Source organism: Cellulomonas sp. RIT-PI-Y (genome assembly GCF_025642745.1).
Taxonomy (GTDB): domain Bacteria; phylum Actinomycetota; class Actinomycetes; order Actinomycetales; family Cellulomonadaceae; genus Cellulomonas.
The window spans coordinates 19,457-32,226 of the sequence record NZ_JANZKP010000041.1 but is presented as its reverse complement, the minus strand read 5'-3'; the positions used below and the strand labels follow the sequence as shown (position 1 = coordinate 32,226).

The window sequence follows — 12,770 nt, the reverse complement described above, 5'->3', positions numbered from 1 at the left end:
GACGACGCCACCTGACCCGCCGCGGCTGCGGCGGGACCGCTTCACCTGGACGATGACCGGCTGGTTCGTCGCGTGGGGGTGGCTGCTGTACTCGTTCAACCCGGCCGTGCCGTTGGTGGCGGAGGAGTTCGGGGTCAGTCGCGCGGCAGCGGGGCTGCACGGGACGGCGATGGCGGCGGGGGCGATCCTGGCGGCGTCGGTCACCCCGACGCTGGTGCTGCGGATCGGGCGGCGGGGCACGCTGCTGCTCGCCGGGTCGGTGCTCGCCGTCGGCACGGTGCTGTTGGTCGCGGGACAGGCGCTCGCGTTCACGCTGGCAGCGATGACCGTGACCGCGACCGGCGCGAACATGGCGATCAGTGCCGCGCAGGCCGGTCTGATCGTGCACCAGGGACCGGCCGGGTCGGCGGCGATGAGCCTGGCGAACGGGATCGGGTCCGGCATCGGCCTGATCGGTCCGCTGGCGCTGGGCGGTGCGGTCGCCCTGGGCTGGGGGTGGCGTCCCGCGGTGGCGATGACCGCGGTGTTCACCGTGATCACGGCCCTGCTGACCGCGCGCGTGACCGAGTCGGAGGCCTTCGCCCGCCGGGCGTCGACGCGCGCGGACGCACCCGATCGGGTGCCGCCGCCGGCTCGTCGACCCGAGCTGGTGACGGCCTCGCGCTGGTTCCTGGTGGTGGTGCTGGCGTCGGTCGCGACCGAGAACGCGACCACCTACTGGGCGACCGATCTGGTGATCGAACGCACCGGTGCGGGTGCCGGGATCGCGACCGCCACCACCGCGGGGCTGGTCGCGGGCATGACGGTCATCCGGTTCGTGGTCGGGCCGCTGTCGCTGCGCATGCCTCCCGCGGGCCTGCTGGTCGCGTCGTTCGGGGTGTCGATCGTGGGGTGGGCGGTGCTGTGGTCCGCCACGGTGCCGTGGGTGGCGTTGACCGGGCTGGTGCTGACCGGGCTGGGCTACGGCGCCCTGTACCCGCTGGGCATCGCGATGCTGCTGGCCTCCGCGCAGGGGCGGACCGACCGGGCGCAGGCCCAGTCGACGCTGGCGGGCGGATCGGCGATCGGGATCGCGCCGTTCCTGCTCGGGTTCCTGGCCGATCGGGTCGGGTCGCACCAGGCGTTCGTCGTCGTGCCGGTGCTGGCGGTCGCGGGTGGAATCGCCGCCTGGCGCGGGGGTGTCGCGGCGCGTGCGGCGGCGGTGGACCCCGGACCGGTGCGATCCTCGACCGCATGAGGGACGACCTGCGAGCGGTGGCGGTGGTGGCACGCTGCGGGCTGATCGGCCTGGACGCCTGGCCGAATGTGGCCGCGCACCTGGTCGGGCTCGGGCACGGCGGCGACGCGCTGGCGGAGCTCGCCGCGGTCGAGCGGGGGACCACCTGGTCGGAGCTGGAGCCCCTGGTGCCGTCCGCGCTGGCCGAGCTCGGGCTGCCCGATCTGCCGCCGGACGAGGCGCTCCGGGTGGCGCTGGGCCTGGTCGAGGACCCGATGGAGCGCTGGGCGGTGCTCGGCCGGGTGGTGGACGTGCTGCCGATCGGGGTCGGGCGGCTCGAGGTGGAGATCAGCGCGCACGCGCAGGACTGCCCGGTGTGCCGCGACCTGGACGACCCGCAGGTGCGCGACCTGCTGCGGTCGCGGTCGGCGCTGGACCTGGATTCCGGGCTGCGCGCGGCGTTGACCGCGGGACTCTGACCGGCCCTACTCGCCGACCTGCCCGTCCACCTGCTCGCGCAGCAGATCCGCGTGCCCGTTGTGCCGCGCGTACTCCTCGACCAGATGCACCAGCACCCAGCGCACGGTCGGCGCGTTGCCGTCCGCCCAGGGCCGCCGCACCGGGGCGTCCAACCCGTCCTCCGCCAGGGCGGCGGCGATCGCGGTCCGGGACCGGTCCACCGAGCGGTCCCAGAGCTCACGCAGCTGCGCCGGACGCAGGGTGCGGGACAGGTGCCAGTCGAAGTCCACGTCCACGGACCAGTCCACGTCGGTCCAGGGCGCGGGCAGCGACTCGCCGCGCAGCCGCCACACGGACCAGGAGTCCTCGACGTAGGCCAGGTGCGCCAGCATCCCGCCGAGCGTCATGGTCGACCGGCCGACGGTGGTGGCCAGACCGGTCACGTCCAGCCCGCGGGTCTTCCACTCCAGGGTGGCGCGATGGAAGTCCAGGTAGCCGAGCAGCATGCCGGCCTCGTCGGCGGCCAGCGGCGGTTCGGGTCGACCGTGTTCGTCCAGGATCATGTCGGCAGTGTGGCCTGGTCCCCGCGGGGTCCACCAGCCGGGAGAATGGTCCGGTGCCCGCGTACCAGATCGTCCCGCTGACCGACCCTGCCGACGAGCGGCTCGCCGACTACCTCCGGCTGACCGATGTCGCGCTGCGCTCCAAGCACGAGCCGGCGAAGGGGCTCTACATCGCGGAGAGCTCCACCGTGCTCGAACGTGCGCTCGCGGCGGGGCACCGTCCGCGGTCCGTCCTGGTGTCACCGCGCTGGCTGCCGGACGTCGAGGAGCTGCTCGGAGGGTCGTCCGAGGGCGGGGAGCCGGTGCCGGTCTACGTCGGGGAGCCCGCGGTGCTGGAGGCGATCACCGGCTTCCACGTGCACCGCGGCGCGTTGGCGTCCATGCACCGTCCGGCTCTGCCGTCGGTCGAGCGGACCCTGGCGGGGGCGCGGCGGGTGGTGGTGCTCGAGGACATCGTGGACCACACCAATGTCGGTGCGGCGATGCGTGCCTGCGCGGCGATGGGGGTGGACGCGGTGCTGGTGACGCCGTCCTGCGCGGACCCGCTGTACCGCCGCGCGATCCGGGTGTCGATGGGCACCGTGTTCCAGGTGCCGTGGACCCGGCTGGCGTCCTGGCCGGGCGGCATCGACCAGCTGCACGAGCTCGGGTTCACCGTCGCCGCGCTGGCGCTGGACGACGACTCGGTCAGTCTGGACGACCTGGCCGCCGACCCGCCGCAGAAGCTGGCCACCGTGTTCGGCACCGAGGGCGACGGGTTGAAGCGGCAGACGATCGCCGCCTGCGACGCGACGGTGCGGATCCCGATGGCGGGCGGGGTGGACTCGTTGAACGTGGCCTCGGCGGTGGCGGTGGCGACCTGGGCGACCCGGGTGGCGGACCAGGGCCGGTGAGCCCGGGGCGGCCCCTCAGCCCGCCGTGGTGCGGTGGCCGGGTCGGCGCAGCTCGGCCAGGAACCTGCGGACCCGTTCCGCGTCCGCGCCGAGCTCCGGCAGCGCGTCGACGATGGCGGTGGCCAACGATCGGATCGGCACGTTCGCGTCCATCGATGCGGCGCGCAGCAGGGCGAACGCCGCGGGCGGGTCGAGCTGCTGGCTGAACGCGACGGCGCCGACCGCCTGCTCGATCACCGAGCGGGAGGTGGCGGCCGCGGCGATCGCGGAGGTGGCGACGGCCTGGCCGCGCCGGTCCACCAGATCGGTGAGGTCGATCAGATAGCCGTGCACGCCGTCCTCACGCCGCTCGCCGACCAGGACGCACAGCCGTTCCCGGTGCTCGGCGTCGGTGATCCGGTACGCGGCGCTGAGGGTGGGCGGCGGATCGGAGAGCAGGGCCGCGAGGTCCGCACGATCGTCGGGATGGGCGTGTGCGAGCAACAGCTCGGTGGTGGGGACGACCTCCCGCGCGGTGAACCCGTGGATGGCGAAGACCGACTCGGACCACCACCAGGTGCCCGTGTGCGGATCAAGCCGGTAGGCACCCGTCGGGGCGCCGGACCCGGGGGTGCGTGGTGGGTGCTTCAGCTCCACTGTGGTTGCGGCCCTCGTGCTGGTGCGGTGCTCGGAGGCCTTGGCCCGACCCCCTGGTACCGCGCTGGTCAGAGGGTAGGTGGCGGGTGCCCGCTCCGGAAAATCGACGCACCGTCCGACGTGCGGTTTAGGTGGTCGGACCCCGGCTTTCGGTGGTGGCACCCGGGTCCGCGGACGTCGGTGTGGGGGATTGCTGGGCGAAGGCTAGGTGGCCACCCAGGTAGCCCGCGGCGCCGAGTGCGCCGGAGGCGGCCAGGGATGTGAGCACCCCCAGGGTGCGGTGCCCTCGACGCCGGAACACCCAGGACGCCCCGAAGCCGATCGTGGCCCCCGCGTTGAGGACGGCGTGCGCGACGCCCACCCGCCGGACCCGCTGGTCCCCGAGAGCCCAGTCGGCCACGCCGGTGAGGCTGGCCGGAAGCGCGCTGAGGACGCCGAGGCCGACCAGGCGGTCCGCCGCGGGGCGGGCGTCCGGGCCGCCGACCAGGTCGAGGGTGAGGCTGCTCAGCCAGAATCCGAGCGGGGCGTCGGTCAGCAGCGGATGGGCGGCGTGCCCGAGCGGGCGGCCCTGGAGCAGGTGGGCCAGCGGAGCATGTCGCAGCAGGGGGCGGCTCAGGGCGTCGAGCCGGTCGGCGCCCGGGTCCAGCGCCGCGGTGTGTTCCAGTCCGTGGGCGAGGCGGGCGGGCAGTGGACTCTGACGGACGTGCTGGGGCATCACGGCCTCCGAGGGCTGGGGGACTTCCGAGGGTGGTCGAGGCCCGGAGGATCCGCATCCGGGAAGACCTACCGTCTGGTAGGGTTTGGCCACGCGCCGCACGAGGGAGTGACGATGGACGATCGCGAAGCCGAGATCCGCCGCCGGATGGACGCGCAGGAGCTGTACACCGACGAGGGCCCCGGGCTGGACCAGCTGACCGAGCAGCGCATCCGGGGCAAGGAGCTCGCCGCGGCGTACAACGCGACCTCCCCGCGGGACGCCGAGGGCCGGGCCGCGCTGCTCCGGGAGATCTTCGGCGCTGTCGACGGCGAGGTCTGGATCGAGCCGCCGCTGCACGTCGCCTACGGCCGCCACACCACCGTCGTCGGCTGGATGTACGCGAACACCGGGCTGACCGTGATCGACGACAGCCCGGTCCGGATCGGCGCGCGGGTGATGTTCGGCCCGCACGTCACGATCTCCACCGCCGGGCACCCGGTCCATCCGGAGCTGCGCGCCGACGGCAGTCAGTTCTCCGCTCCGGTGACGATCGAGGACGACGTCTGGATCGGCGGGAACGTCTCGATCCTGCCGGGCGTGACCGTCGGCCGGGGCTCGGTGGTCGCCGCGGGCGCGGTGGTCACCGGGAACGTCCCGCCGACGACCGTCGTCGGGGGAGTCCCGGCGCGGGTGCTGCGCCCGATCACCGCCGCCGACCGGGACTGGAGCTGGCGACCGCCCCGGGACCTGCCGGTGCCGGCCGGCGCGGTGCTCTGGGACATGGACGGCGTGCTGGTGGACAGCGAGTCGCTGCTCTACGAGGCGGAGCGCCAACTGCTGGCCGAGCACGGCGTCGACCTCACCCCGGAGGTGAAGGCCGGCTTCGTGGGGCTCGGCGGCACCGAGGTGCTGGCCGCGCTGGCCGAGCACTTCGGTCTGGAGGCGGATCTGCCCGCGTGGACCGCCCGGAAGATCGAGCTGGCCACCTCGTTGTTCCCCGGGCTCCGGGCTTTCGAGCCGACCACCACGGTGGTGCGGGCCCTGGCCGCCGCCGGGGTGCCGATGGCGGTCGCGTCCGGGTCGCCGGCCGCCGCCATCGACACCTCGCTGCGCACCGTCGGCCTGGACGAGCTCCTGCCGGTCCGGGTGTCCGTCGACCAGGTCGCCGCCGGGAAACCCGCACCGGACGTGTTCCTGACCGCGGCCGCGCAGCTGGGGGTGCCGCCCGAGCACTGCGTGGTGATCGAGGACGCGGTGCCGGGGGTGCTTGCGGCCAAGTCCGCGGGGATGAGGTGCATCGCGATCCCGTCCGTCACCGAGCCGCTCGACCCGCGGTTCGAGCAGGCCGACCTCCTGGTGCGGGACGGGATGTCCGCGGCGGGCGCCACCACGCTGCTCGGCTGGCTGGGGGTCGGCCGGGGCTGAATCCGGCCGACGCTCACCGGTGCGAGAGGCCGGGGACGTCGGGACGGCGGGGCTGACCGCGATCGCGGGGCCGACCGCCGCTCGACGGAACTGGGTGCCGCCCACTCATGCCACCGCGCTGTCGTGCGGGAACACCGTGACGATGGCACGCTGAACCGTCGTTTCCGCACGTCCCACGAGGTTCCCATGCCGTCCCTGCGCGAACGTTGGGGAATCGCCCCCGCCGTGTTCTGGCCCGCCGCGCTGATCGTCGCCGCTGTCGCGGGGCTGACCATCGCCTTCCCCGAACCGGCCGAGCGGGTGATCGGCGCGATCCAGACCCATGTGGTGGCCGGCTTCGGTTGGTACTACGTGCTGCTGGTCGCCGGGTTCGTGGCGTTCTCGATCTGGGTCGGCGTCGGCCGTTGGGGCGACATCACGCTCGGGCAGGACGACGACGAGCCGCGCTACGGACTGGGCACCTGGTTCTCCATGCTGTTCGCGGCCGGGATGGGCATCGGCCTGGTCTTCTGGGGCGTCGCCGAGCCGCTGAGCCACTACGCCGACCCGAAGCCGGGTGTCGACGGAACACCGGTGCAGCTCGCCCAGGCCGCGATGACCCAGACCTATCTGCACTGGGGGGTCAACGCCTGGGCGATCTACGTCGTGGTCGGGCTCGGGTTGGCCTACACCATCCACCGCAAGGGCCGCCCTGTCTCGATCCGTTGGGCGCTGGAGCCGCTGCTCGGCGACCGGGTGCGCGGCCGGCTCGGCGACGTGGTGGACGTGACCGCCGTGGTCGGCACCGTGTTCGGTGTGGCGACCTCCCTCGGCCTCGGCGTGCTGCAGATCGCGGCCGGACTCGAACACGCCGGGATCGCGAGGGCCAGCATCGGACTGCAGGTCGTGCTGATCATCGTCGTCACCGCGGCGGCCACGCTGTCCGTGGTCTCCGGCCTGGACAAGGGCCTCAAGTGGCTGTCGAACATCAACGTCTCGCTGGCCGGGGTGCTGATGGTCCTGGTCCTGGTGCTGGGGCCGACGCTGTTCCTGCTGCGCGAGTTCGTGCAGTCGATCGGGAACTATCTGTCCTCCTTCCTGTCCCTGACCTTCAACGTCAGCGCGTACTCCGGCGCCGAGGGCGAGGCGTGGCAGGCGTCCTGGACCACCTTCTACTGGGGCTGGTGGATCAGCTGGGCGCCGTTCGTCGGGGTCTTCATCGCCCGGATCTCCCGGGGTCGCACGGTCCGGGAGTTCGTCGGCGGCGTGCTGCTGGTGCCGACGATCGTGACGTTCCTCTGGTTCTCGGTGCTGGGCGGGTCCGCGCTGTACCAGGAACTGTTCGGCGGCGGGGGACTGGTCGGCCCGGGCGGTGAGGTCGTGCCGGAGAACGCGCTCTTCGACCTGATCTCCGGGCTGCCGGGCGGCGCCGTCCTGACCATCGGCGCGATCATCCTGATCGCCCTGTTCTTCGTCACCTCCGCGGACTCCGGCGCTCTGGTGGTCGCCATGCTGTCCGCGGGCGGCCATCCTGATCCGGGTGCGCGGCTCCGGGTGATCTGGGCCGCGTTGGTCGGCATCCTGGCGATCGCCCTGATGCTGGCGGGCGGTCTCACCGCACTGCAGACCGCTGCCATCCTGATCGCGCTGCCGTTCTCGGTGGTGATGATCGGGATGGTGTTCGCGACGTCCAAGGCCCTGCACCTGGAACACGTGGCGGTGATGAAGGCCGAGCGGCGCCGGGCCCGGGCCAGCCTGACCGCGCACGTCACGGCGCATGTCGAGGCGCAGCTCGCCGAGCGGGAGGAGTCGAGCGGGCAGGCGGACGACGGCGGAGCCCGCTGGTGGCGGAAGGTGCGCGGGCCGAAGCCCTGATCCCGCTACCGTGTGGCCACGTGAGTAGTCATACCCAGTCCACCGACCAGCTGCGGGCCGGTCTCCAGACCCGGCACCTGACCATGATGGGACTCGGGTCCGCGATCGGTGCCGGACTCTTCCTGGGCAGCGGCGCCGGCATCGCGACCGCGGGGCCGGCCGTCCTGGTGTCCTACGCGATCGCCGGGCTGCTGGTCGTGATGATCATGCGGATGCTGGCCGAGATGGCCTCCGCGATCCCCGCCAGCGGCTCGTTCTCGGTCTACGCGGAGAAGGCGCTCGGCCGGTGGGCGGGCTTCACCCTGGGCTGGTTGTACTGGTTCACCCTGATCATGGTGCTCGGTGCGGAGATCACCGGTGTGGCCCAGATCGTCACCGGGTGGTTGCCGGGCGTGCCGCAGTGGGTGGTGGCCGCGGTGTTCGTCGCCCTGTTCGCGGTGGTGAACCTGTCCGGTGTGCGGCAGTTCGGTGAGCTGGAGTTCTGGTTCGCCTTCATCAAGGTCGCCGCGATCGTCGGCTTCCTGATCATCGGCACTCTGCTGGTGCTGGGTCTGCTGCCCGGCACGGACCCGGTCGGCACCAGCAACCTGCTCGGCCACGGCGGCTTCGCACCCGAGGGGATCGGTGGGGTCGCGGCCGGGCTGCTCGTGGTGGTCTTCGCCTTCGGCGGCATCGAGATCGTCACCATCGCCGCCGCCGAGGCCCGCGACCCGCAGCGTGCGGTCGCCCGCGCCACCCGGACCATCGTCTGGCGGATCCTGCTGTTCTACGTCGGCTCGGTCGCGATCATGGTGCTGATCCTGCCGTGGAACGCCCCGGCGCTGCAGTCCGGGCCCTTCGTCGCGGTGCTGGAGCTGGCAGGTCTCCAGGGTGCGGCCACGCTGATGGAGGTCGTGGTGGTGATCGCGCTGCTGTCGGCCTTCAACGCCAATGTCTACGGCACCTCCCGGATGGCCTACTCGCTGGCCGGGCGCGGCGACGGTCCCGCCGTGCTGCGCCGGGTGTCGGCCCGGGACGTGCCATGGGTCTCGGTGCTGGTGTCGGTGTTCTTCGCCGTGGTCGCCGTGGCGCTCAACTGGCTGCTGCCCGACGACCTGCTCGGCCTGCTGCTCAACGCGGTCGGCTCGGCGCTGCTGGTGGTCTGGGTGCTGATCGCGGTGGCCCAGCTGCGGCTGCGGCCGGTGCTGGAACGTGAGGCCGCCGAGCGCGGCGAGCAGCTGACCCTGCGGATGTGGGGCTTCCCCTGGCTGACCTGGGCGACCCTGGTCGCGCTCGCCGGGCTGGTCGCTCTGATGCTCGCCGACGACTCCGCCCGGGGGCAGCTGGCCTCCACGGCGGGGTTGGTCCTGGTCATCGTGCTGGCCTATGCCGCGAGTGCCTGGGTGCGGCGACGTCGAGCGGCCGCCGCGCCGGTGGCCGGATAGCCCGTCCGGTCAGCCGCGGAGCCCCCACAGCAGCCCCGCCGCGATCGCCAGCATCACCGCCGCGATCACCCCGTCCAGCACCCGCCACGCGCGCTGTCGTGCGAACAGCGGGGTGAGCAGGCGGGCCCCGTACCCCAGCGCGGTGAACCAGACCAGCGATCCCAGCATCGCCCCGGCCCCGAACCACCAGCGCAGCTCGCCGTGGCCCGCCGCGACCGACCCGAGCAGCACCACGGTGTCCAGGTACACGTGCGGATTGAGCCAGGTCAACGCCAGCGCGGTGCCCAGCGCTCCGGCCGGCCCCGTCGCCGGGCGGTCCTCGTCGACCGCCAGCACCGCCGGTCGTATCGCCCGCCGGATCGCGAGCCCGGCGTACCCGACCAGGAACGCCGCCCCGGCGACGCGGGCCACCACGAGCGCCGCCAGGTGCCGGTCCACCAGCGCCCCGAGTCCGGCCACCCCGGCTCCGATCAGCACGACGTCGCTGAGTGCACAGACCGCGACCACCGCCGCCACGTGCCGACGGGTCAGCCCGATCCGCAGCACGAAGGCGTTCTGCGCACCGATCGCCACGATCAACGACAGCCCGAAGGCGAACCCGGCCAGGAGGGAGGACATGGCGTGACGGTAGGAGCGGCCGAGAGCAGTAGTCCAATCACTGTTCAGCTAACTACATAAGCTGACCTGATGGAACTGAGCCAGCTCCGGACCCTGCTCGCCGTGATCGACCACGGCTCCTTCGAGGCCGCCGCCGACGAGCTGCACCTCACCCAGTCCGCGATCAGTCAGCGGATCCGGGCGCTGGAGACCAGCGTCGGGCAGGTCCTGGTCCACCGCAGCCGGCCCGCCGGGGTCACCGAGGCCGGCGGGACCTACCTGCGCCTGGCCCGGCAGATGACCGCCCTCGCCGACCAGGCTCAGCACGACGTCGGCGCCGCAGGGCCGGTCCCACGCCTGTCCATCGCGGTCAACTCCGATTCCCTGGGCAGCTGGGTGCTGCCCGCGCTGGCCCCGCTCGCCGGCGAGATCGCCTTCGACCTGCACCGGGAGGACGAGGCGCACTCGATCGCCCTGCTGCGGGAGGGCACCGTGATGGCGGCGATCACCACCAGCGGGCGGCCGGTGCAGGGCTGCACCGCACACCGGCTCGGCGCGCTGCGCTACCGCCCGATGACCGCCCGCCCGGAGTCGTTCCCGGACGGCCCCACGCCGGAGGCGCTCCGCCGGAACCCGGTCGTCGTCTTCGACCGGAAGGACGACCTGCAGGACGCCTATCTGCGGGCCCATCACGTCGACCCCGCCGTACCGCCCCGGCACCACGTGCCCGCATCCGCCGACTTCGCCAGCGCCGTCCGGCTCGGCATGGGCTGGGGCATGCTCCCCGAGTCCGAACCCGGTGACGGTCTGACCCCGCTCGACGACCGGAGCGTCGACGTCACGCTCTACTGGCAGCAGTGGTCGCTGGCCACCCGTGCCCTGGAGCGCACCGGCGAGGCCGTTCGACGGGCGGCGGCCACCCACCTGCGGTGATACTTCCCCGATGAGCTTCGCCGAGTGGACCGCCCGCACCGAGGACCGCATGATCACCACCGTGGCCCGATGGTGCACCCGACGGGGCTACGTCCCGCGCATCGTCACCTACCCGTCCTACGGCACCACCACCTGGGTCCGGGTCAGCGCCCGTGTCCTGCTCAGCGACCCGCTCGCCCCCAGCCCCGGCTCCACCGCCCGGCGCGGCTGGCGCACCCTGTTCACCGCCGAGTACCCCGGCACCGAGGTCGAGATCCGCGACACCGACGGCACCCTGATCGATCTGGTGCGCACCGACCGTGGCGGCTACGTCGACGTCGTCGTGCCCGTCTCGCTCGAGCCGGGCCTGCGCAGTGTGCTGCTGTCGGTCCCCGGCGGCGACCAGGGCGTCGCGGCACCGATCCACGTCCTGGACCCCGGCACCCGCCGCGCCGTCGTCTCCGACATCGACGACACCGTGCTGGTCACCTTCATGCCCAGGCTGTGGCTCGCCGCCTGGAACTTCCTGGCCCGCAGCGAGACCAGCCGCCGGGCCGTCCCCGGCATGCCCGCCCTGTACCGGACCCTCACCGCCGAGCAGGACACCGCGATGTTCTACCTGTCCAACGGCGCCTGGAACAGCGCCGCCGCCCTCGGACGGTTCTTCACCCGGGTCGGCCTGCCGGCCGGTGCCCTGCTGCTCACCGACTTCGGGCCCACCGGCACCGCGCTGTTCCGGTCCGGCCGCGCGCACAAGGCGCGGGTGCTGCTCCAGCTCGCCGACGAGTTCCCCGACGTGCGATTCGTGCTGCTGGGCGACGACGGCGAGCACGACCCGGAGATCTACCGGGAGTTCGACACGGCCCGGCCCGGGCGGGTGGAGGTGGTGGCGATCCGGCAGCTGTCGGCGGTGGAGCAGGTGGTGTCGAGCGGGACGCCGCTGCCGCTGCCGGGAGCTCGGGACGGGATGGAGCGGCTGGAGCGGGCGTCGGAGACGGTGTTCGTGGCGGGGGAGGACGGGGAGGTGCTGGCGGCGGAGCTGCGCGGGGCGGGGGTGATGTGACTCATCCTGGATTGGCCGTCACGCTCGGAGCGGGGTCGAAGAAGCCGACGCTCACCCGGTCCGGGCGGAACCGAGCAACGCCGTCGTACGTGAGGGGGCGGACGTCCTGATCTGCCAGATCGGGTGCAGGGGCATACCGACGGAGTAGGCGACGACCGGGCCGTAGCGGATGTCGGTCGCGCCGATTCCGCCGGTGCTGTCAGCAGCCACGGGTTCTCGCTGACGCTGCACACGGTGATCGTCGCGGGTGACCCGTCGTACGGGGGAACTTCAGTTGTCCGCGTGGGTGGCGTCGTCGGTCGGGGTCGGTGTCGGTTGGAGGTAGGTGGGGTATTCGGAGAGGGGGCGTCCGTTGCTGCCGTCGGGTTGGATGAACTCGTCGTCGGAGACGACGTTGCCGTAGTCGGGTTGGGGATCGAACAGTCCGTATTTGACATTGTTTGTACTGCATTCGGAGTACATTGGTCCGATCCGGTCGGAGACGAGGAAGGTCCCGTCGGTCCGGCGAGTGAGGATGTAGGTCCGCTCGACGCCATACTTGTTGTGTTCGCCGAGTTCGGCGGCTGGGTCGTAGTCTTGCTCGTTGGATAGCCAGTGGCCGAAGTCGGAGCACACGTCGATTTCGGCGCCGGTGTCGGTGTCGCGGACTTCCTGGATGATCATCGGTACGGGTCCGGCTTCATAGTAGTAGCCGGAGTCGGACGAGTCCCGAAAGATCGCTGTCCCAATCGACTCTTTTGCATAGTCGGTGATGTATTCTTCGGTGGCGTGGTCGCGTAGGGCGGGGCTGGAGAAGTCGTGGGCGTTGTTGGCTGCGGAAATGGTGGTCGCGGTGTTGATGAGAGCAGCGACGCGTTCGTCGTCGAGGTTCGGGGTGCCCTCGGGCCACACGACGGCGGGGATGTGCAGTCCCTCGATGTCTCGGGCGGGCCAGGTGACCGGGCTCGCGCAGCCGCTGATGGCGGTGCTGAGAGCGAGGGCGAGTGCGATGGCGGTCAGGGTGCGAGATCCTGGGCGGGTCATGACATTGC

Annotated in this window: 14 protein-coding genes; 8 read left to right on the top strand and 6 right to left on the bottom strand. The window is 72.4% G+C overall.

Going from position 1 to position 12,770, the window contains the following annotated elements:
• Positions 1 to 1,237, top strand: a 1,237-nt coding sequence (locus OGL89_RS12655) for an MFS transporter (RefSeq protein ID WP_346770711.1), incomplete at its 5' end; no start/stop codon positions are given.
• The gene (locus OGL89_RS12650) at positions 1,234 to 1,695 is read left to right on the top strand and encodes a hypothetical protein (protein WP_263120509.1); all 462 of its coding nucleotides are present in this window, start codon (positions 1,234 to 1,236) and stop codon (positions 1,693 to 1,695) included. The genes OGL89_RS12655 and OGL89_RS12650, both read left to right, overlap by 4 nt.
• A 6-nt stretch (positions 1,696 to 1,701) precedes the next feature.
• Here the strand turns inward: OGL89_RS12650 and OGL89_RS12645 are convergent, their stop codons facing one another.
• Positions 1,702 to 2,238 carry a DinB family protein gene (locus OGL89_RS12645; protein WP_263120508.1) on the bottom strand — a complete coding sequence of 179 codons (537 nt, stop codon included), beginning with the start codon at positions 2,236 to 2,238 and terminating at the stop codon, positions 1,702 to 1,704.
• 53 nt (positions 2,239 to 2,291) lie between these two features.
• Here OGL89_RS12645 and OGL89_RS12640 point away from each other — a divergent pair, with 53 nt between their 5' ends.
• The gene (locus OGL89_RS12640; protein ID WP_263120507.1) at positions 2,292 to 3,131 is read left to right on the top strand and encodes an RNA methyltransferase; all 840 of its coding nucleotides are present in this window, start codon (positions 2,292 to 2,294) and stop codon (positions 3,129 to 3,131) included.
• Positions 3,132 to 3,146: 15 nt separating this feature from the next.
• Here OGL89_RS12640 and OGL89_RS12635 read toward each other — a convergent pair whose 3' ends face one another.
• A complete protein-coding gene (locus OGL89_RS12635; protein WP_263120506.1) occupies positions 3,147 to 3,767 on the bottom strand; it encodes a PAS and ANTAR domain-containing protein in 621 nt (206 codons plus the stop codon).
• Between the two features lie 127 nt (positions 3,768 to 3,894).
• On the bottom strand, positions 3,895 to 4,482 hold the full coding sequence (locus OGL89_RS12630) for a DUF2231 domain-containing protein (protein WP_263120505.1): 588 nt from the start codon (positions 4,480 to 4,482) through the stop codon (positions 3,895 to 3,897).
• 114 nt (positions 4,483 to 4,596) lie between these two features.
• Between OGL89_RS12630 and OGL89_RS12625 the strand changes: the two genes are divergently transcribed.
• The 3 genes from OGL89_RS12625 to OGL89_RS12615 all read left to right on the top strand — a co-directional run bounded on the left by OGL89_RS12625 (position 4,597) and on the right by OGL89_RS12615 (position 9,167).
• Entirely contained in the window at positions 4,597 to 5,889 is a 1,293-nt protein-coding gene (locus OGL89_RS12625) for an HAD-IA family hydrolase (protein ID WP_263120504.1), read from the top strand.
• Positions 5,890 to 6,075: 186 nt separating this feature from the next.
• Positions 6,076 to 7,743, top strand: a complete 1,668-nt coding sequence (locus OGL89_RS12620) for a BCCT family transporter (protein ID WP_263120503.1) — start codon at positions 6,076 to 6,078, stop codon at positions 7,741 to 7,743.
• 20 nt (positions 7,744 to 7,763) lie between these two features.
• Complete coding sequence (locus OGL89_RS12615; RefSeq protein ID WP_263120502.1) at positions 7,764 to 9,167, top strand: amino acid permease; 1,404 nt, start codon at positions 7,764 to 7,766, stop codon at positions 9,165 to 9,167.
• A gap of 9 nt (positions 9,168 to 9,176) precedes the next feature.
• Here the strand turns inward: OGL89_RS12615 and OGL89_RS12610 are convergent, their stop codons facing one another.
• Positions 9,177 to 9,785: a LysE/ArgO family amino acid transporter gene (locus OGL89_RS12610; RefSeq protein ID WP_263120501.1), complete on the bottom strand. Its 609-nt coding sequence runs from the start codon at positions 9,783 to 9,785 to the stop codon at positions 9,177 to 9,179.
• Positions 9,786 to 9,854: 69 nt separating this feature from the next.
• Between OGL89_RS12610 and OGL89_RS12605 the strand changes: the two genes are divergently transcribed.
• Entirely contained in the window at positions 9,855 to 10,697 is an 843-nt protein-coding gene (locus OGL89_RS12605; RefSeq protein WP_263120500.1) for a LysR family transcriptional regulator ArgP, read from the top strand.
• Positions 10,698 to 10,707: 10 nt separating this feature from the next.
• Complete coding sequence (locus OGL89_RS12600) at positions 10,708 to 11,739, top strand: phosphatase domain-containing protein (RefSeq protein WP_263120499.1); 1,032 nt, start codon at positions 10,708 to 10,710, stop codon at positions 11,737 to 11,739.
• Positions 11,740 to 11,790: 51 nt separating this feature from the next.
• On the opposite strand, the gene OGL89_RS12595 is transcribed toward OGL89_RS12600, so the two are convergent.
• Positions 11,791 to 11,949 (bottom strand): hypothetical protein, encoded by a 159-nt coding sequence (locus OGL89_RS12595; RefSeq protein WP_263120498.1) that lies wholly within the window; start codon positions 11,947 to 11,949, stop codon positions 11,791 to 11,793.
• Between the two features lie 60 nt (positions 11,950 to 12,009).
• The gene (locus tag OGL89_RS12590) at positions 12,010 to 12,762 is read right to left on the bottom strand and encodes a hypothetical protein (protein WP_263120497.1); all 753 of its coding nucleotides are present in this window, start codon (positions 12,760 to 12,762) and stop codon (positions 12,010 to 12,012) included.
• Positions 12,763 to 12,770: the final 8 nt, after the last annotated feature.

What these genes read in the sequence shown, in the direction of transcription:
- OGL89_RS12650 (WP_263120509.1), top strand. Translation starts at nt 1,234, where the DNA reads ATGAGGGACGACCTGCGAGCGGTGGCGGTGGTGGCACGCTGCGGGCTG.
- OGL89_RS12645 (WP_263120508.1), bottom strand. Translation starts at nt 2,238, where the DNA reads ATGATCCTGGACGAACACGGTCGACCCGAACCGCCGCTGGCCGCCGAC.
- OGL89_RS12630 (WP_263120505.1), bottom strand. Translation starts at nt 4,482, where the DNA reads ATGCCCCAGCACGTCCGTCAGAGTCCACTGCCCGCCCGCCTCGCCCAC.
- OGL89_RS12625 (WP_263120504.1), top strand. Translation starts at nt 4,597, where the DNA reads ATGGACGATCGCGAAGCCGAGATCCGCCGCCGGATGGACGCGCAGGAG.
- OGL89_RS12620 (WP_263120503.1), top strand. Translation starts at nt 6,076, where the DNA reads ATGCCGTCCCTGCGCGAACGTTGGGGAATCGCCCCCGCCGTGTTCTGG.
- OGL89_RS12610 (WP_263120501.1), bottom strand. Translation starts at nt 9,785, where the DNA reads ATGTCCTCCCTCCTGGCCGGGTTCGCCTTCGGGCTGTCGTTGATCGTG.
- OGL89_RS12605 (WP_263120500.1), top strand. Translation starts at nt 9,855, where the DNA reads ATGGAACTGAGCCAGCTCCGGACCCTGCTCGCCGTGATCGACCACGGC.
- OGL89_RS12600 (WP_263120499.1), top strand. Translation starts at nt 10,708, where the DNA reads ATGAGCTTCGCCGAGTGGACCGCCCGCACCGAGGACCGCATGATCACC.
- OGL89_RS12590 (WP_263120497.1), bottom strand. Translation starts at nt 12,762, where the DNA reads ATGACCCGCCCAGGATCTCGCACCCTGACCGCCATCGCACTCGCCCTC.